Annotated in this window: 17 protein-coding genes; 6 read left to right on the top strand and 11 right to left on the bottom strand. The window is 71.0% G+C overall.

Annotation, left to right across the window (positions count from 1 at the left end; genetic code table 11):
• Window positions 1-128 precede the first annotated feature (128 nt).
• Window positions 129-1,676, top strand: coding sequence for an acyl-CoA carboxylase subunit beta (locus tag ACIO52_RS29280; protein WP_402648381.1), 1,548 nt, complete (start codon window positions 129-131; stop codon window positions 1,674-1,676).
• A gap of 37 nt (window positions 1,677-1,713) precedes the next feature.
• Here the strand turns inward: ACIO52_RS29280 and ACIO52_RS29275 are convergent, their stop codons facing one another.
• Window positions 1,714-2,928 (bottom strand): FAD-dependent monooxygenase, encoded by a 1,215-nt coding sequence (locus ACIO52_RS29275; protein ID WP_402648379.1) that lies wholly within the window; start codon window positions 2,926-2,928, stop codon window positions 1,714-1,716.
• Between the two features lie 107 nt (window positions 2,929-3,035).
• Between ACIO52_RS29275 and ACIO52_RS29270 the strand changes: the two genes are divergently transcribed.
• Window positions 3,036-3,605, top strand: coding sequence for a TetR family transcriptional regulator (locus ACIO52_RS29270; protein ID WP_316574716.1), 570 nt, complete (start codon window positions 3,036-3,038; stop codon window positions 3,603-3,605).
• Between the two features lie 22 nt (window positions 3,606-3,627).
• Here ACIO52_RS29270 and ACIO52_RS29265 read toward each other — a convergent pair whose 3' ends face one another.
• Complete coding sequence (locus tag ACIO52_RS29265) at window positions 3,628-4,998, bottom strand: CoA transferase (RefSeq protein ID WP_402648376.1); 1,371 nt, start codon at window positions 4,996-4,998, stop codon at window positions 3,628-3,630.
• Between the two features lie 43 nt (window positions 4,999-5,041).
• Between ACIO52_RS29265 and ACIO52_RS29260 the strand changes: the two genes are divergently transcribed.
• A complete protein-coding gene (locus ACIO52_RS29260; RefSeq protein ID WP_402648373.1) occupies window positions 5,042-5,794 on the top strand; it encodes a thioesterase II family protein in 753 nt (250 codons plus the stop codon).
• Here the strand turns inward: ACIO52_RS29260 and ACIO52_RS29255 are convergent.
• Complete coding sequence (locus ACIO52_RS29255; RefSeq protein ID WP_218720022.1) at window positions 5,775-6,155, bottom strand: DUF2784 domain-containing protein; 381 nt, start codon at window positions 6,153-6,155, stop codon at window positions 5,775-5,777. The two genes, ACIO52_RS29260 and ACIO52_RS29255, sit on opposite strands and share 20 nt — an antisense overlap.
• A gap of 74 nt (window positions 6,156-6,229) precedes the next feature.
• A complete protein-coding gene (locus tag ACIO52_RS29250; RefSeq protein ID WP_402648370.1) occupies window positions 6,230-7,660 on the bottom strand; it encodes an SDR family NAD(P)-dependent oxidoreductase in 1,431 nt (476 codons plus the stop codon).
• Window positions 7,661-7,895: 235 nt separating this feature from the next.
• On the opposite strand from ACIO52_RS29250, the gene ACIO52_RS29245 reads away from it, so the two are divergent.
• On the top strand, window positions 7,896-8,447 hold the full coding sequence (locus ACIO52_RS29245; protein WP_255588248.1) for a TetR/AcrR family transcriptional regulator: 552 nt from the start codon (window positions 7,896-7,898) through the stop codon (window positions 8,445-8,447).
• Here the strand turns inward: ACIO52_RS29245 and ACIO52_RS29240 are convergent.
• On the bottom strand, window positions 8,444-8,803 hold the full coding sequence (locus tag ACIO52_RS29240) for a hypothetical protein (protein WP_218720025.1): 360 nt from the start codon (window positions 8,801-8,803) through the stop codon (window positions 8,444-8,446). The genes ACIO52_RS29245 and ACIO52_RS29240 overlap by 4 nt on opposite strands.
• A gap of 257 nt (window positions 8,804-9,060) precedes the next feature.
• On the opposite strand from ACIO52_RS29240, the gene ACIO52_RS29235 reads away from it, so the two are divergent.
• The gene (locus ACIO52_RS29235; protein ID WP_402648367.1) at window positions 9,061-9,762 is read left to right on the top strand and encodes a hypothetical protein; all 702 of its coding nucleotides are present in this window, start codon (window positions 9,061-9,063) and stop codon (window positions 9,760-9,762) included.
• A 4-nt stretch (window positions 9,763-9,766) separates the two neighbouring features.
• Here the strand turns inward: ACIO52_RS29235 and ligD are convergent, their stop codons facing one another.
• The 3 genes from ligD to ACIO52_RS29220 all read right to left on the bottom strand — a co-directional run bounded on the left by ligD (window position 9,767) and on the right by ACIO52_RS29220 (window position 12,493).
• Window positions 9,767-10,768, bottom strand: a complete 1,002-nt coding sequence (gene ligD, locus ACIO52_RS29230) for a non-homologous end-joining DNA ligase (RefSeq protein WP_402648364.1) — start codon at window positions 10,766-10,768, stop codon at window positions 9,767-9,769.
• Window positions 10,765-11,844, bottom strand: a complete 1,080-nt coding sequence (locus tag ACIO52_RS29225) for an ATP-dependent DNA ligase (protein ID WP_218720028.1) — start codon at window positions 11,842-11,844, stop codon at window positions 10,765-10,767. Before ACIO52_RS29225 ends, ligD begins: the two co-directional genes overlap by 4 nt.
• A gap of 259 nt (window positions 11,845-12,103) precedes the next feature.
• Window positions 12,104-12,493, bottom strand: coding sequence for a cold-shock protein (locus tag ACIO52_RS29220; protein ID WP_402648361.1), 390 nt, complete (start codon window positions 12,491-12,493; stop codon window positions 12,104-12,106).
• 254 nt (window positions 12,494-12,747) lie between these two features.
• Between ACIO52_RS29220 and ACIO52_RS29215 the strand changes: the two genes are divergently transcribed.
• Window positions 12,748-14,235 carry a condensation domain-containing protein gene (locus ACIO52_RS29215; protein WP_402648359.1) on the top strand — a complete coding sequence of 496 codons (1,488 nt, stop codon included), beginning with the start codon at window positions 12,748-12,750 and terminating at the stop codon, window positions 14,233-14,235.
• On the opposite strand, the gene ACIO52_RS29210 is transcribed toward ACIO52_RS29215, so the two are convergent.
• Genes ACIO52_RS29210 through ACIO52_RS29200 form a run of 3 tightly spaced genes read right to left on the bottom strand, consistent with a single transcriptional unit; the run spans window position 14,236 to window position 18,202 of the window.
• Window positions 14,236-15,555, bottom strand: a complete 1,320-nt coding sequence (locus ACIO52_RS29210; protein ID WP_342800942.1) for a pyridoxal-phosphate dependent enzyme — start codon at window positions 15,553-15,555, stop codon at window positions 14,236-14,238. It lies immediately after the preceding gene.
• Complete coding sequence (locus ACIO52_RS29205; protein ID WP_402648355.1) at window positions 15,555-16,952, bottom strand: decarboxylase; 1,398 nt, start codon at window positions 16,950-16,952, stop codon at window positions 15,555-15,557. The genes ACIO52_RS29210 and ACIO52_RS29205 overlap by 1 nt, the downstream gene beginning before the upstream one ends.
• The gene (locus ACIO52_RS29200; RefSeq protein WP_402648353.1) at window positions 16,949-18,202 is read right to left on the bottom strand and encodes a heavy-metal-associated domain-containing protein; all 1,254 of its coding nucleotides are present in this window, start codon (window positions 18,200-18,202) and stop codon (window positions 16,949-16,951) included. The genes ACIO52_RS29205 and ACIO52_RS29200 overlap by 4 nt, the downstream gene beginning before the upstream one ends.
• Window positions 18,203-18,233: the final 31 nt, after the last annotated feature.

Here is an 18,233-nt window from a genome sequence, read left to right as displayed (position 1 = left end):
ACGGGCCGATCCCGGGTCGGCGAATGTCGCGCCGACGACGACGAAAGAGCTGTGACGGCGGCGTTTTCGGCTACTCTGCCTCAAAGATTGCGGACCGATAGCTCCTGACTGGCGAGGGTAGGTGCATCTTGAAGGCGACGACCGCTGCGAAACTGGAAGAGTTGCGGAAGAATCTGGCAGCCGCGCAGGAGCCTGCGGGGGACGTGGGGGTCGCCAAACGGGCCGCCAAGGGGATTCCGAGTCCGCGGGAACGGATCGGCATGCTGCTGGATCCGGGGAGTTTCGTCGAGATCGGGGCGCTGGTGAAGCAACCCGGCGTCGCCAACAGTCTCTACGGCGACGGCGTGGTGACCGGCCACGGCACGGTCGACGGCCGCCCGGTGGTGGTGATCGCCCACGATCAGACGGTGTTCGGCGGCTCGGTCGGGGAGATGTTCGGGCGCAAGGTCGCCAAGGCGATGGACCTCGCGGCCGAGATCGGCTGCCCGTTCGTGGCGATCAACGACTCCGGCGGGGCGCGCGTGCAGGACGCGGTCACCTCGCTGGCCTGGTACGCGGCCATGAGCAGACGGCAGCTGAATCTGTCGGGCGTAGTGCCCCAGGTGTCGATCATGCTGGGCAAGTGCGCGGCGGGCGCGGTCTACGCCCCGATCAACACCGACGTGCTGATCGCGACCGAGAACGCCTACATGTTCGTCACCGGACCGGAGATCATCCGCGAGACCACCGGTGAGGAAGTGACGCTCGGGGAACTCGGCGGCGCGTACAACCAGGCGCAGAACGGGACGATCCATCACGTGGCCGTCGACGAGCGGGCCGCGTTCGATTGGGCCCGAACATATTTGAGCTTCATGCCGTCGAACTGCTTCGACAGCGCCCCGGTGGTCAACCCGGGACTGGAACCCGAGATCACCGCGACCGACCGGGAACTCGACACGCTGATCCCCGATTCCGACCGCGCCGGCTACGACATGTACGACGTGCTGCTGCGGATCTTCGACGACGGCGAGTTCCACGAGGTCGGAGGCAGCGCCGCGCGCAACATGATCACCGGATTCGCGCGAGTCGACGGCCGCAGTGTCGGTGTCGTCGCCAATCAGCCGCAGGTGTTCAGCGGGGCGATCGATGCCCGCTGCTCGGACAAGGCGGCGCATTTCATCCGGCTCTGCGACGCGTTCGGGCTGCCGCTGATCTTCGTGGTCGACACTCCGGGGGTGCTGCCCGGCGTCGAGGAGGAGAAGATCGGCGTCATCAAGCGGGGCGGGCGGTTCTTCTACGCCGTGGTCGAGGCGACCGTGCCGATCGTGACCGTGGTCGTGCGCAAGGCCTACGGCGGCGGCTACGCGGTGATGGGCTGCAAGCAGCTCGGCGCCGATGTGAATCTGGCCTGGCCGACCGCGCGCATCGCGGTCATGGGCGCCGAGGCCGCGATCGGGCTCACCCAGCGCAGGCAACTCGCCGCGGTGCCCGAGGCCGAGCGGGCGGGAGTCCGTCAACAGATGGTCGACTACTACAACACCGCGGTCGCCACGCCGTGGATCGCGGCCGAGCGCGGCTACATCGACGCGGTGATCGAGCCGTCCACCACCCGGCTGGAGATCCGCAAGGCCCTGCATCTGCTGCGGGACAAGCGCGTCGAGCAGCGGCCGCGCAAGCATCTGCTGATTCCGCTGTGAGCCCGGCGCCCGCGTCGCGGTGGCCGGGCCGGGCGGTTCAGTAGCTCGGCAGGGCGAACTCCTCGGTGTGGCCGAAGAAGATCTTCTTGGTGATCGGCCGCATCGGACGCGACATCATGACGCGCACATTGGTCTTGGCCAGTCGTGTCATCAGCGGGGTCTTGGGGATCATCATCGCGATGCCGCCGCCGGGGATCTCCTTGGCCTTGGCCAGGAACGGCGTGATCTTGTCCTGGTAGCGCTGCTGCGCGCCGGCCGGATCGTCCGGGGTGGCGGCGATCTCGGCGGCCAGCACGTAGGCGCCGACGATCGCCATCGCGGTGCCCATACCGGTCATGGGGGAGCCGCAGTAGCCCGCATCGCCGACGAGGGTGACCCGGCCGACCGACAGCTCGGGCACGTCCACCCGGGCGAGTTCGTCGAAGTAGAAGTCGGTCGTGGTCTCCATCGCCGCCAGGACCTCGGGGGCGTGCCAGCCCGCGTCGGCGATCCTCCGGCGGATGAGCGCGCGCTGGGCGTCGCCGTCGCGGCGCAGGGCCGGGTCGACTTCGGTGCGCAGGGTGATGATCGCCTTCGCGGTAGCCGGGTCGCCGTCGGGGCGGATCCCGAGCATGGCGCCGGGCACCAGGCGCATGCCGAACCAGCCGGGCTCGATATCGGCGGGCGAGGGCATGGTGAAGAACGCGCCGTAGCCGCCGAGGTTGGTGCTGAACTGCTCCTCGGGGCCGAAGACCAGCCGCCGGGTCGCCGAGTGCACGCCGTCGGCGCCGATCACCAGGTCGAAGCGCTCGGTGGTACCGGAGGCGAAGGTGACCTCGACGCCGGTGGCGTCCTGCTCGATCCGGTCGATCCACTCGCCGTAGCGGTAGTCCAGCTCGCCGGTCTCGACGGTGGCGATCGCGTCGAGCAGGACCTGGTTCAGATCGCCACGGGTGATCTCGATTTCGGCGACGGCGCCCTGGCCGTCGAAATCCTCCATCGCCATCCGGGCGTAGATCTTGCCGTCGCCGTCGACGTAGGACATGCCGCGCTCGTCGAGCTGGTACTGCGCGATGCCCGCCATCAGCCCCATCCGCTCGGCGGCTTCCTTGCTCGGTCCGCGCAGGTCGACCGCCTGGCCGCCCGGGCGGGGGACCTCGGCCCGCTCGACCACCGTCGTGCGAATGCCGTTGCGCAGCAACTGGAGTGCGACCGCGTTACCCGCGATCCCGCCGCCGGAGACCAGAACGTGCAGGGGGCTGGTGGTGGTCATGATGTTTCCCGTCTGGAGAAGAACGAATGTCTTAGACATATGTCTAACACAGGGCTGGCACGAATGTCTAGAACAAATGTCTAAGACAGTCCGGTAGGGTGGTGACCATGGGAAACAGAGAAGACCTGCTCGCGGGAGCGCGGAAGGTGATCCTGGAGCGCGGCGTCGCGAAGGCGACCGCGCGCGACATCGCCGCCGCGGCCGGGGTGAGCCTGGCCGCGATCGGCTATCACTTCGGATCGAAGGACCGACTGGTCACCGAGGCGCTGGCCGAGGCGCTCGGCAACGCGATCGGCGATGCGATGGAGGCGCTCATTGCCGATGGTGCCGGCTCGTCACCGCTGGCCGGGTTCACCGGTCTGTGGAACGCGATGCCCGCGGTGTTCGCCGACAACCACGAGGCCATGCTGGCCAGCCTGGAGAACATCGTGCGCATCGTGCGCTCCGACGACGCGCGCGCTCAGCTCGGTGACCAGCTCTCCCACGCGTTCGCCGACCTCGCGGCCACCGTCCGGGCGGCGCACCCCGAACTCGACGCGGCACAGGCCGACGCCATCGGGCGGCTGTATTTCGCGCTGGTGCAGGGATTGGGCGTGCTGTGGCTGCTGAACCCGGGCGGGGCGGTGGCCGACGGTGACCAGCTGGCGACCGCGATCCGGGCGCTGGCGGGGAAGTGACCGCGAGCCGCCCCGCGGTCGATCAGTCGCGGTGGAAGTGGTCGGGCGCTTCGATCCAGAACGGCTGGGCCGAGCCGTACGGCGGGGCGGGCCAGCGATAGTCGTCGTAGTCGGCGAAAGCCGGTGCGGCCGTGACGATATCGCCGTGGCGGTTCGTCGCCGCCGGGTCGGGCGGCAGCGGCGCGGGGTGGTCCGGGTGGCGGTCGGCCGCGCGGAGCCAGGAGCCGGTGCGGGCCAGCGAGACCCGGACGTCGCGGCCTGCGCCGTCCTCGGCCCGGGCACGCAGCGCGTCCATGACGCCCGCGGCGAGGAGATAGCCCGAGCCGTGGTCGAGGGCCTGGGCGGGCAGCGCGCCGGGGCTGTCGGCGTCGCCTTCGAGCAGGGCGATGCCGGAGGCGGCCTGGACGATGCTGTCGAAGCCGCGCCGACCGCCCCATGGCCCGGTCGTTCCCCACGCCGAGACCGACGCCTCGATCAGACCCGGCCGGGCCGCGGCGCGCACCCCGGCCGCGGCGAGCGCGCCCGGGCGATAGCCCGTCACCAGGACATCGGCGGCGGCCAGCAGGTCCTCGAAGGTCGCGAGGTCGGAGCGCAGATCGAGCAGCGTCGAGCGCTTGCCCTGGCAGGTGTCGCTGAACTGCCAGTCGATCTCGGGCAGGTGCGGCGGGTCGACGCGCAGCACATCGGCGCCGAGCAGCGCCAGGGTCCTGGTGGCGACCGGACCCGCGAGGACCCGGGTGAGGTCGAGCACACGGACATCGGCCAGCGGACGATCGATCGTCGGCGCGGCCGCGCCGGGGCGTGTGGATTCCGTGGGTGGACCGTCCGTGCGTGAGTCGACGGCCACCAGCGGTCCGGCCGCGGCGGCCCGGCCCATCGGGGAGGCCGACCACTCGGCCTCGGTGCGGACCCGCACCGCGATCGCGCCCACCACGGCGGCGACGTCCTCGATCTCGGCACCCTTCCTCGTGGCGACCGTGGCGGCGAGCCGGGTGCGGTCGGTGTCGGCGGGCAGGTCGAGCGCCCGCAGCAGCCGCGCACGGTGGTGCGGGTAGTTGGCGTGGGTGCGCACCCAGCCGTCGGCGCTGCGGAAGAACCCGGACAGCTCGGCGAAGGCCGACGGTGCCGACTCGCCCTGCCGGAACAGTCGCTCGCTCGCGAAGGCCGCGGCGATGCGGGCCGGGTCCAGGCGCGTCGGCCGGGTGGCCAGCCCGAGCGCGGCGCGGTACCGATTCGCCGATCCGGCCGCCGCGGCCACCGATCCCGCGGCCAGCGCCCACACCGGTAGCGTGGCTGCCAGCCGAGCACCGGGCGCCGGCTCGTCGTCGAGTGCCGACGGTTCGAGTCCCAGCCCGGTCTCATAGGCGTGCACGAGGTGCTGCGCGGTGGTCACGCCGCTCAGCCTAGCCACGACGAGGACAGGTGAGGAGCGTGATGTGGCCGTGAATACAGCGGCGACGGAATGGATTCGGGTGCTGCGGGCGGACCCGGCGGCCCGGCGGCGACTGGTGTGTTTCCCGCCCGGCGGGGGATCGGCCTCCGCCTACCGTGAACTCGCCGAGCACCTCGGTCCCGGCACGGAGGTGACGGCCGTGCAGTATCCCGGCCGCCAGGATCGCCTCGCGGACGCCGTGATCACCGAGATGCGTGCGCTCGCCGACCGCATCGCCGAGGACGTCCTGCGCCGCCCCGGACCGCCGCGCGTGCTGTTCGGGCACAGCATGGGCGCGACAGTGGCCTACGAGACCGCGCGCAGGCTGGCCGCCGCGGGCGAACCACCGGCGGCGTTGATCGTGTCCGGCCGTCCCGCACCGGCTTTCGTCGAGACCGGTCGCCTGCATCTCGGCTCCGACGCGGCCCTGATCGACGATCTGGAGCGCCTCGCCGCCGACCCCGCCCCGGTGCGGCTGCTGCGCACCGAACCCGGCCTGGCCGAGCTGGTCCTGCCCGCTGTCCGGGCCGACTACCAGGCCGTCGAGACCTACCGTCACGAGCCGGGACCCGCGCTGAGCTGCCCGGTCGTGGCCTTGGTCAGCACCGAGGACCCGACCACCACGGTGGAGCAGGCCGAGCAGTGGCGCACCGTCACCGATGGGGTGTTCGCGTTGCGGACCTTCCCCGGCGGGCACTTCTACCTCGACGAGGACCCGGCCGCGGTGGCGCGGGAGATCACGCGGCACCTGAGCTGAGTCCGCGGTGGCGCAGCTGCAGGCGCACGTACCCGGCCCACGACACCAGCACCGCCACCGCGGCCACCAGCCGCACCGACCCGAGCGCGCTGTCGGGGTAGATCACGCCGGTCAGGTAGTGGTCGATGAACCCGGCCTGCGGCAGTTCGGCCACCCCGGCGTGCCTGCGCGCCCAGTTCTCGGCGTAGGTCAGCGGGCAGTCGAAGCCGATCAGGATGGTGCCGAATCCCCACGAGGCCGCCAGCAGGTGCAGCCCGATGGTGCGGGGCCATCGCCACGCGAGGAAACCACCGGCGACCACGTACGCGATGAACGCGACGTGGGTGACGGCGATCAGATCGGCCAACACCCGGAACGGCACGTATTCAGATTAGGCGGCGACCGGCCGATACGGAATCATGATCAACATTCCGGTTCGGCATCGCTTGGATGCCGTCACCAGGGCGAGGGCTGGTAGTCCTTGAGGAAGCAGCCGTAGAGGTCGACGCCGTTCTCGCCCTGCACGATCGGGTCGTAGACGCGGGCGGCGCCGTCGACCAGGTCGAGCGGCGCGTGGAAGCCTTCCTCGGCCAGGCGCACCTTCGTGTAGTGCGGACGCTCGTCGGTGATCCAGCCGGTGTCGACCGCGGTCATCAGGATCGAGTCGGCCTCGAACATCTCCAGCGCGCTGGTGCGGGTCAGCATGTTCAGCGCGGCCTTGGCCATGTTCGTGTGCGGATGGCCCGGACCCTTGTAGCCGCGGCTGAACTGGCCCTCCATCGCCGAGACGTTGACGACGTACTTGCGCCGCCCCGCCGACGCGGCCATCGCCGGGCGCAGGCGCGAGACCAGGATGAACGGCGCGACGGAGTTGCACAGCTGCACCTCGAGCAGCTCGGTGGCGTCCACCTCGGCGACCGTTTGCACCCAGCTGTTGGTGTGCGCGAGATCGGGCACCAGCCCGCCGGCGTCGATCGCCACGCCCGCCGCGATCCGCTCCGGGGTCGCCGATCCCGCGACCAGCGCCAGCTCGGCGACATCGGTGGCCGACAGCGACGGCGTCAGCGAGGCGGTGAGCGCGGTCGGATGCGCCTGCATGGTCTTGCCGAAGGTGACCATCTCGGGCAGCACACCCGCGGGCAGCGGCGCGGTCTCGGCGTCGACCAGGGCACTGTAGGCGCCCGCCGAACGGCGCACGGTCTGGGCGGCGTTGTTGATCAGGATGTCGAGTGGACCCTGGGCGGCGACGTCGTCGGCCAGGGCGACCACCTGTGCCGGGTCACGCAGGTCGATGCCGACGATGCGCAGGCGGTGCAGCCAGTCGGCGCTGTCCTCCATCGTGGCGAAGCGGCGGATCGCGTCGTTGGGGAAGCGGGTGGTGATGGTGGTGTGCGCGCCATCGCGCAGCAGCCGCAGCGCGATGTACATGCCGATCTTGGCGCGGCCACCGGTCAGCAGGGCGCGCTTGCCGGTCAGGTCGGTGCGGGCGTCGCGCTTGGCGTGGCTGGCGGCGGCGCACTCGGGACAGAGCTGGTGATAGAACGCATCGACCTGGGTGTAGCGCTGCTTGCAGATGTAGCAGGGCCGCGGCCGCAGCAGGGTGCCCGCGCTCGCGCCGGTCGTGGCCGAGCTGATCGGAATGCCCGCGGTCTCGTCGTCGATGCGCTGCGGCGAGCCGGTGGCTGTCGCCGCGATGACCGCGCGGTCGGCCGAGGCGACCTGCTCCCTGGCCTCGATGCGCCTGCGCTGCTTGAGCTTCTTGAACATGTGCCCCACCGCGCGCTGGACCGCGATCGAATCGGGGTGTTCCTTCTCCAGTTGCCCGGCCTGTTCCAGCACCCGCAGACAGGTCGCCAACTCGTCCGGATCGATCATGTTCGCGGTCATCGGGGAGTGCGGCATTCCTTCGTGCGGGAGCGGGGGACGACACTCATTGTCGCATTGGCCGCTCGACGGACCCGCTGGGTATCGTGGTGCACCGTCGCCGCAACAGCGCGGCGACCCTCGAACCCGACGGAGCAGCCCGATTTCCCCGCTCGACACCGATACCGCAGACGCGCCGCGCAGGCGCAGGCTCGAACCCGACGAGCGACGCGCGCAGATCCTGGCCTGTGCCATCGACATGTTCGGTGAGCGGCCCTACGCGGCGGTGTCCACCGCGGAACTCGCGCAGCGCGCCGGTGTCGCCCGTGGGCTGATCAACCACTATTTCGGCAACAAGCGCGACCTGTATCTGGCCGTCGTGCGCCGGATGGTGACGCTGCCGCGGCCGGACAAGGTGTCGATTCCCGACGGTACCCCGGTCGAGCGGGTCGACGCGATCGTCACCTGGCTGCTCGACACCATCGCCGAGCACGGCACCACCTGGGTGAAGGTGACCAGCCACGAGGGCGTCGGCGACGACCCCGAGGTGCAGCAGATCCTCGACCAGGCCGACGACGCCGCCGCCGAACGCATGCTGGTGATGATCGGCCGGTCCGATCTGGCAGACAATGCAACATTGCGCGCGCTGGTCCTGGCCTACGCGGGTCTGGTGAAGGTGGCGGGCCGGGAGTGGATCACCCGCGGCACGCTCACCCGCGAGCAGGTGCACCGGCTGCTCGCCGACACCCTGATCACGGTGATCACCGAGACCATCCCGAGCGTGGAACCCCAGCCGGGCGTGCTCGGCTAGGACCTCAGCCCGCGCCGGGTGGGGTTCGGCAGCGGAATGTCGCGGGCGCTGTAGCGCTGCGGGCCGACATGGCCGGGCGCGTGTCCGCTGCGCCCGTAGACGTGTTCGATCCGTTCTTCCCGGTGATGCTCGAACAGCAGCGCGCCCGCGCCGCCGAGAAGAAAGATCGCGGTGACGACCCCGGCGACCGCTGCCCACCCGTAGTACTCCGACCCCGCGGCCACCAGCGTGCAGGCCAAGCCGACGACGCCGATCGCGCACGCGATGATGCCGGGCACGTTGTAATCGTCGGCGAGCAGATCGCCGGCCTGGGCGTGCCAGCGTTGCTCGTCTGCCGGAGTGGTGCTGCCTGGCATGGGGTCCTCCTCGCGGACCGGGGCTGCGCGCTGTCGTTCACCTGATGACCAGCATGGACCCGTCGATGGTGGGGAGGCAAAGGTGTTTGCCGGTTCGTTACCCGTGTCGATGCCCCTGGATTCGGGGGCGAACCGCAGGTACGCGCATTTGTCGTTTGCGCTGACCGGCCGCGTCGGAGTCCCTATTCTCGTCGCGTAACCCGGCGCCGCAAGTGGTTCGATTCCGCGCCGGGGGGATCGAGAGGGACCCGGGGTTGATGGCACGGTACGACGAATGGGACGACGACCCCGAGGAGGACGTGAACGATCGGCGCTGGAACGGCCAGCGCTGGCCGCACGCGACACCGGAGGACGGTGGGGCGGGCGCGGGCCGCGCCGACCAGCCACGGGTGAATCCGTACGCGATGATCGCGCTCGCCGCCGCGCTGGTCCTGCTGTTCCCGATCGCGATCGTGTTCGGGCTGCTGTCGTTCGGGCATCCACGGGGGCGCGGAATGGCGGTGTTCGCGCTGCTGCTCGGCAGCACCGAGGTCGCGGCCCTGGCGACGGTGGGACTGGTGCTGTTCGGTGGGCTGGATCTCGAAGTGCCCACACTCGCCCAGGAGACGACGGTGACCTCGGTGTCGACGACGGTGCCCTCGCACGGCGCGCCGAGCGCCACCCCGACCGGGACCGTGCCCGTGCTGAGCCCGGCGGGCACCGTCGTCGAGAAGGGCACGCCCTGTTCGGCGGATCGGGCCGGGCTGCTGGGCGTCGCGGCGGACGGTGCGACCCTGCTGTGCCTGCGCGCTGATGGCGCCTACACCTGGTCGGGCCCGTTCCGGGTGTCCGGGTCGTACTACACCGAGGGCACGCGCTGCGACCCCACGGTGGACAAGTCGGGGCGCACCTCCGACAACCACGCCCTGGTGTGCGAGGGCAAGGCGGGGGCGGGCAGCTGGGTGCCCTGGACCGAATAGGTCCTCAGTCGGCTTTCTTGGCCCGGCTCGGCTGCACCCGCGGCGGTTCGTTCGGCATCTTCGGGTACTGCGGCGGCCACGGCGCGTCCATCAGACCCGCTGCCATATCGCGTTCCGACATCTCCAGCAGCGGTGCGATGGACTGCGGCGGGCGGTCGGCCCACGGATCACCGAGTTCGGCCAGCCGGGCGGGGACGGTGGCGAGGGTGAGGTCGTCGGGCACGACGGTGTCGAGGTCGGCCCACGCGATCGGCGTGGACACCTGACCGCCGACCTTCGGCCGCACCGACCACGCGCCGAACACCGTCTTGTGCGGTGCGTTCTGGTTGAAATCGACGAAGACCCGCGACCCGCGCTCCTCCTTCCACCAGTGCGCGGTGATCTCCTCGGGGTGGCGGCGCTCCAGTTCCCTGGCCAGCGCCACGGCGGCGGCGCGCACCTGGTAGCCGTCCCAGCGCGGTTCCAGCAGGGCGTAGATATGCAGCCCCCGCGAGCCGGAGGTCTTGATCCAGCTCTCGATGCCGAGCTCGGTCAGCAGTTCCCTGGTGCGCACCGCCGCCCGGCGCAGATCGTCGAAGCCGATCCCGGGCGAGGGGTCGAGGTCGATTCGCAGCTCGTCGGCGATCCGCAGGTCGGGCACATGATTGGGCCAGACGTGGAAGCCGAGGCACCCTTGGTTCACCGCCCACAGCAGGTGGGCGAGGTCGTGGGCGACGAGCGCGTCGCTGGTCGTACCGTTCGGTGTCGACACCTCGACGGTCCGCAACCAGCCCGGCGCCGACTTGGGCACCCGCTTCTGGAACCACGACTTGCCCGACGCGCCGTCGGGATAGCGCTCCAGCAACACCGGCCGGTCGCCGATGACGCCCAGCAGCGGTTCGGCGACGGCCTGGTAATAGCGGACCAGGTCGAGTTTGGTGTCGCCGCGCTTGCTGAAGTAGATCTTGTCCGGGTTGCTGATCGCCAGGACGCGCCCGTCGACCTCGATCTCCACGGCCGCGCTCATCGCGCACCGCCGAAGATCGCGTCGAGCTCGGCCGGGGCGACCTCGTCGAGCTGGGCGTAGGTGCACGACTCCGGGGTGCGGTCGGCCCGGAAGCGCACCAGCCGCCCGCCGTGGCGGAACCTCCCCGACTGCACGTGCTCGTAGCGGACCTCGGCGACCAGTTCCGGGCGCAGTGGTTCCCAGGACAGGTCCTTGCCGCCGGTCCACCGGCTCACCCCGCCGGGCATCTTGCCGTCGGCGTCGGCTTGGGCGACCGCGTCGGCCCAGTTGCGCCACGGATGGTTGTCGAGCGCGTTCTCGCGCAACGGCGCCAGCTCACCGAGCAGTTCGCGGCGCCGGGCCGCGGTGAAACTCGACGCGACACCGACGTGATGCAGGTTGCCGTCGTCGTCGAACAGGCCGAGCAGCAGCGAGCCGACACCTACGCCGTCCTTGTGCATCCGGTAGCCGGCCACCACGCAGTCGGCGGTGCGTTCGTGCTTGATCTTGAGCATCACGCGTTTGTCCTGCAGATAGGGCAGATCGTCGGCTTTGGCCATCACCCCGTCGAAGCCCGCGCCCTCGAACCGGGTGAACCAGTCCAGAGCGACGTCGGGGTCCTGGGTGATCGGGGTCAGATGGATCCGGCCCGGTGCGGCCTCGAGCAGCGATTCCAGCGCGCGCCTGCGCTCGGTGAACGGTTCGGCGGTCAGATCACGATCACCCAGGGCGAGCAGATCGAAGGCGACGAAACTGGCCGGGGTCTCGGCGGCCAGCTTGTTCACCCGCGAGGCCGCCGGATGCAGCCGCTGCTGGAGCGTGTCGAAGTCCAGGCCCTGATCGGTGACGACGACGATCTCTCCGTCGACGACACAGCGGTCCGGCAGTGCGGCCGCGAGCAGCTCGGCCAGTTCGGGGAAGTACCGGGTGAGCGGGCGGTCGTTGCGGGAGCCGAGCTCGATCTCGTCGCCGTCGCGGAACACGATGCACCGGAACCCGTCCCATTTGGGTTCGTAGCTGAGCCCGGGCTCCCGGGGCAACGACGGGGTCGACTTGGCCAGCATGGGGCGCACTGGCGGCATCACCGGTAGATCCATCCGATCCTCCTCGCGGGTGGGTTCACCCGTGTCGACGGCGCGAGCGTGCCCGATTCATCGGTGCGGCTTCGATCGTAGGGCCGTCCACCGACACCGGCGCGGACATCGCCCGGCCCGGTGTCGCGCTCAGCTGTCGACGCGGCCCGCGCGGCGGTGGCCGCGATACACGCTGGTAGTCGAGGGGGAGTAGCGGTCGTCGCGGCACCGCAGCGACCGGATCAGCCGGGCGTCCGGGCGCCGCGACCGCGCGGGCGCGAGGTCAGCTGTCGAGCCAGCCGTGATCGTCGGCGAACGTGGTGAACCGCTCACGAATGGTGAGGATCTCGGCCGCGGTCAGCGCGGGGGAGGCTTCCAGCAGCAGCTCGGTGATCTGGCGGCGCAGCTCGTCGGGACCGAGCCGGTCACCGCCGGTGCGCTCCTTGCGCGACTTCGGCGCGGGCGCGGTGTGACCCGCGGCGGTCAGGTTGATCGCCTTGGGGCCGCGATCACCTTCGGTGACATCGAATTCGAACAGCCTGCCCTGGCGCAACTCGTCCTCGTCGAGGCCGATGTCGTTGACGTGGACGAAGACATCGGGCCCGCCGTCGTCGGGCCGGATGAACCCGAAACCCCGTGACCCGTCGAACGACACCAATTTCCCGATGGACACCGACCAGCTCCTCGCTCCGCTTCCCGACGCCACTGTAACGCGGCTTTTGGGCGATTTTCCGGGAAAGTGGACAGACAGCGACATCGCGGAGACGCCGCACCGCCGGGCCGACCGGACGTGGTCACAATCCGGTAACTGTTCGTTCACATCCTCTCGTTAGCGTTCCGAATCTGTTGGTACGGGTGTGGAGGTTGTGACGAGTGTTCGACCCCGGTCGGGGGATGAGGTCGGGGGGATACGACGCCGGTCGCGGGGTGCTGACAGCACCTCGGGCGGGATCGGAGACGGTGTGTTTCCGGCCGCCGGCGCCGCCGGTCGTCCTGCTCGGGCCACGCCCGCGCCCGGCGCATGTGCCGTTGGCGCCCGCGCAGGAGCGCATGTGGCATGCCGCTCGGCTCGGCCGCTCGGCGGACTGGAATGTCGCGCGGGCGCTGCGGCTGCGCGGCGCCGAGGTGGACCCGGCCGCGCTGCGGTCGGCGCTGGAATGCGTTGTCGCCCGGCACGAACCGCTGCGCACGATCTACCCGGCGACCGAGCACGGTCCCGCCCAGCACGTCGTCGACGCGGCGGAGACCGCTCTCGATATCGCCGAATGTGCCGTCACCGAGAGTGAACTCGCGGTCGCGGTCGCCGCGCTGTCGGCGCGGGCCTTCGATCTCACGCGAGAGCTGCCGGTGCGGGCCCGACTGTTCGTCGTCGGACCCGGCGACGTGGTGCTCGCCCTGGTCGTGCACCACATCTCGGTCGACGGGCGCTCGCTGGGCCCGCTGATCCGGGATCTGGTCACCGCCTATCTCGCCTGCCGCGCCGGGAGCGCCCCCGAGTGGGCGCCGCTGCCGGTGAGTTACACCGACTACACCCTGTGGAAGCACGCCCAGCTCGGCGAGTTCACCGACGAATGGAGCCGCGCGACCCACCAACTGCGCTACTGGGCCAACGCGCTGGCCGGTCGGCCCGCCCTGCTGGATCTGCCCGCCCGTGAACCCCTGTCACCGCCGGTCGACCCGGCCGCCGGTGCGCTGCTACCGATCTCGTTCGACGCGCGGACCCACGCCGGGCTGCTGCGGCTGGCACAGGACGGACGGGCGAGCCTGTTCATGGTGCTGCAGGCCGCGTTTGCGGTGGCCGTCGGCGCGTTCGCCCGCAGCGCCGACGTCACTGTGGCGACCGCGGTCTCGGGGCGCGACCACCGCCTCCTCGACGACCTGGTCGGCAACTTCTCCGACGACGTCCTCCTGCGCGTGCGCCTGGACCGCGCCGCCGACGTCGACGAGCTCATCGACCAGGTGCGCCGGGTCGCGCTGGCCGCCTACGCCCATCCCGACACCCCCAATCCCCGGCTCAAGCGCTGCCTGCTCCAGGACGCGGCGCTGCCGCTGTTCCAGGCCACACTGATCCTGCAGCGAGCCGACGCGCCCCGCAGCGCCACCGAACTCGGTGCGGCTCCGGGTTTCTCGATCACCGAGGTGCCGACCGGGGTGGTGCGGGCCAAACACGATCTCGAGTTCGGGCTGACCGATCACTACGATCCGTTCGGCGCGCCCGTCGGCATCGACGGCTCGTTCCTGTATCCGCTCGCCCGGTTCGACGAGGAGACCGCCGAGCGGTTCGTCGCCCGGTTCCGGGCGGTCGTCGGACTGCTGGCCGACGGCTACCGTGGCCCACTGGGCGCCCTGCTGGCGGCCACGGGCAGCCGCCGCTCCCTCGCGGGGGTCCGCCGGGCGGCACGGGTGCTGGTCTGATCACCCGCCGCGTTCGAGCGGATGACCGGCGTCGCGCCAGGCGACGATGCCCCCGGCCAGGCTGTAGGCGTCATAGCCCGCGCGGTGGGCGAGGGCGGCGAAGCGCAGCGAGGTTTCGCCGACGGGGCATACGAACACGACCGGGCGCGAGCGTGGGAACGGCATGCCCTGGGCGAGCATCTCGTCGAGCTGATCGTCACGGATGTTGAGCGCGCCGGGCACGTGCCCCACTCGGTAGGCCATCGCGCCTCGGGTGTCGACGACGGTCGGTCTGCCGGTGCGGTCCAACTCGGCCAGCGCGGCGGGCGTGAGCGTCGGTGCGGCGGCGGTGTCCTCGGGGCCGGGCGCGCCCGCGCCCGCGGCCTTGCCGAACAGCTCGGGCCTGCGCTTGGCGATATAGGACAGGTACGGCTCGAGCCGGTCGCACACGATGAGCACCGCGACCAGCGGCCGATCCTCGGGGCGCGGCGCCGTGGCCAGGGCACGCAGGGCCGCCGCGTAGCCCGCGCCGCTGGTGGGTCCGGCGAGCACTCCGTAGCCGTGGATCAGGGCCAGGGTGGCGTCGATGGCGGCGGCCGAGTCGACGGTGACGATGTCGTCGTAGAAGTCGGGCCGGAACAGTCCGACATCCCACATCTCGCGTTCGGAGCGGATGCCGGGGATGAAGTCGAACCGGTCCGAGACCACGCCGATGGTGCGCAGCGCCGGATGCCGGGCCAGCAGCGCGGTCGCGGTGCCGCGCGTGGAACCGGTGGTGCCGAGTCCGCCGATCAGATAGTCGAGATGATCGATGCCCGCCTCGGCGAGGTCGGTGGCGATCTCGGTGCCGGTGCCGTCGTGATGGGCGTCGATATTGCGCTCGTTGGTGTACTGCGAGGGATGGAACCACCGTTCGGGCGCCTGACCGGTGGTCTGGGCGATCACCGCCGAGACATCGTCGGCCGCCTGCGGATCCGGGCATTCGGACAGGCCTGGCAGTTCCACGATCTCGGTGCCGAGCAGTTGTAGCAGCTGCCGTACCTCGCCCACCCTGATCCGGTTGGTCACCGCCCGCAGCGGGATGCCGTGCAGCGCGCCGAGCACCCGCAGCGCCTTGGCGGTGTTGCCGCTGGAGGCCTCGATGAACGACTGCCCGCCCGCGGCGACGCGGTCCACCTCGGCGCGGATCATCGCCCAGGCGACCCGGTCCTTGACCGAGCCGAACGGATTGTGCGACTCCAGTTTCGCGTACAGCTCGACTCCGGCCAGCCCGTGCACCGCGGGATCGAGGCGAAGCAGGGGAGTGTTGCCGATGAGCTCGGTGATGTGGTTGTAGACCATCACGGCACCCGGTAATCCGCGTCGGGGCAGAGCGTGAATCCGCTGTCACTATGTCGCACAGCGACTTTCGGCACCACCGGGTGCATGCTGGCCTGCGCGGCGGACAAATCCATGTGATAGGCGCCGGTATTGGCGAACAGCACCGGATCGCCCGGCGCGGGCACCCCGGCCACCCGCACCTGCCGCTGGGTCACCAGATCCCGCTCCAGACACAGATGTCCCGCGAAGAAGACCCCGACGGGTTCGGCGACGGCGGGTTCGGCGAGCACCACGGGGTCGATGAGCACCTCCTGGTCGGCGGCGGTGACCGTATCGCGACTCAGGTCCAGATGCACCAGGGTCGCACCGTTGCCCGCGGTTTTGACGAATTCCACACTGGCGAGGGTGACCCCGGCCTGATCGACGAGCGCCTTGCCGGGCTCGAGCCACAGTTCGAGCAGATTGTCGGCCAGCACCTGCCCCAGCGCGCGGCCGCTGTGCCCGGGCAGCGGGGTGGCGAGCAGATCGGCGAGGATGGCGGCGGCCGGTTCGATGTTGGCGTACTTGTGGAACACCGGTCCACCGTGGACCGCGCCGCCGGCGACGTGATAGCCGAAGGTGCTACTGCCCCAGTGCAGCGCCTCGCCCCGCCCGAGCAGACCCGCGCGCAGCGCGTCGTCGTAGGCGTCGTAGCGCGCGGCGTCGGCGGTGAAGACCTGGCGCAACCCGCCGCCGATGTCGAGCACGGTCGGCGTCAGATCGTGTCCGTAGGCGCGCTCGACGAGCTCCAGGCACGCCGCGACCGCCCGGACGCGTTCGGCGGTGGCGGCGGTGTCGAGGTGGAAGGCGAAACCCAGCAACCGCAGCCGATCCCGGTGCCGGGTGAGCACGTCGAACGCGGTATCGGCGGCCGCGAGGTCGATGCCGAAGCGGCTCGGGGCGCTGCCGGGAAATCCCGAGATGCGCAGCAGGACCGGCACCGGCGCGTCCGCCAGCTCGGCCAGTGTGGACAGTTCCCACAGATTGTCGACATTGACCGTCACCCCCGCCGCGAGCGCCGCGCGCAGCAGAGACACCCCTTTGGGGCCGGTCGCCTCGATCCGGTCGCCCGGAAATCCCGCGGCCAGCGCGGCCGACAATTCCCCCGCCGAGGCCACGTCGACGGAGATCCCCGCCGCCGCGGCGGTCCTGGCGAAGGCCGCCGAGCGGTTCACCTTGTGCGCGTAGCAGATCCGGTACGGGCCGGCTCCCGCGTCGAGGACCGCGCGCACGGTGGCCAGGTTCGCCGCGTGCACCTGCGGGAACAGCAGGTGCAGCGGCGAGCCGTAATGGTCCAGCGCCGCGCGCACGGCCGCCCGGTCGGCGAGGAAGTCGGCGACCAGCGGGGGGAGCGCGGCGGGAACGGCGGGCGGGGTCATCCCACCGCCGCGCCGGGCGCCGGGGCGGGCACGTCGTCGACCGGGTTGTAGCCGCCGTCACGCAGCGCCTCGAACACCCGGAACCGGTGGCGCGGGCTGCGGATCCGGGCGATGACCCGCTTGGACTCCAGGTCGACCTCGGCCACCGGGATCTCCATCGATTCGAGCAGCGTGGTGATGGTGCGGACGCAATGCTTGCAGCTCATATCGGGGACGTAGAAGACGCCGTCGTCGCCGGGCGGCGCACCGTCGAACACCTGCTCGGCGGTGTCTCGCAAGACCACGACGCTGTCCGCCAGCGCGGCGAAGGTCTCGACGAACCGGTCGACCACGGTGGCCAGCACGTGCACCGCCGCGCCGTCGACCGCCTGCGGTGCCGCCGCCAGGCAGGCGGGCCTGGCGCCGGCGGGCAGCAGGGCGTACTGGCGGGAGATCAGGTCCAGCTCGTCGTGATATCTGGCCACCGCGGCCTCGGTGTCGAGCCCCTCCTCGGTGACCGCGCGCCGCATCACCGCGTGCGCGTCGGCGATGGTGGCGTCCTTCATGGCGCGCAGCAGCGCGAGGGAATCGGCGGTGTAGCGCACGCTCCCGTCGGGCTGGACGGCCAGGCGCACCGGGATCATCCCGCGCCGGAACGTCGAGGCCTGCAGCTCCCAGAACCAGCGGGTCGCGACGGCGGCGAAGATCCCGGAATCGCGCATGCCCCTGGCGAAGCCGACGATATCCCGATAGGGGGTATCGGCCGCGATGATCCCGTGCTGGACGAGTGCGCGCCCGGTGGCCTCCACCCCGACGCGGAAGATCTCGTGCGGGTCGTGATCGGTGGTGGTGCCCGCGAGCACCGCGAGATCGGGCTCGCTCAGCGCCGCCGAGCGCGCCACCAGACCGGACCCGGCCAGCTCGCGCCACAGCGTCAGCACGGTCTCCCTGGCCACCACGGCCAGGTCGGGACCGGCGCCCCCGGTGTGGAAGTAGCCGGTATTGGGCACACCCGCGCTGTCGGTCCAGGTGATGCGGTGGGTCGCGCTCGTGACCTGGTCGGGGCGGCACGGCCGCATGAACCGCTCCAGATACATCCGCTGCGACTGCGTGAGCGCGCTGCCCGGCTCGGGGCGTAACTCGGTGGCGCGGAAGGTGATCTGGGTCGGCGACGGTGGCTCGGCGGCCGCGAACAGACCGGGCGCGGCCAGCTCGGCCAGTACCCGGGACGCGGACCGTCGATCGTAGTGCTGCGCGGGGTGCGTGCCCATGGGTTCCTCCTCGGCTCGGGACAGGAAAGGG

Origin of the sequence: Nocardia sp. NPDC087230, from assembly GCF_044744725.1 — a bacterium.
In the GTDB taxonomy this organism is placed as follows: Bacteria; Actinomycetota; Actinomycetes; order Mycobacteriales; family Mycobacteriaceae; genus Nocardia; species Nocardia canadensis.
Note: the sequence above shows the minus strand (reverse complement) of the source record. Positions and strands in the feature narration are given on the sequence as shown.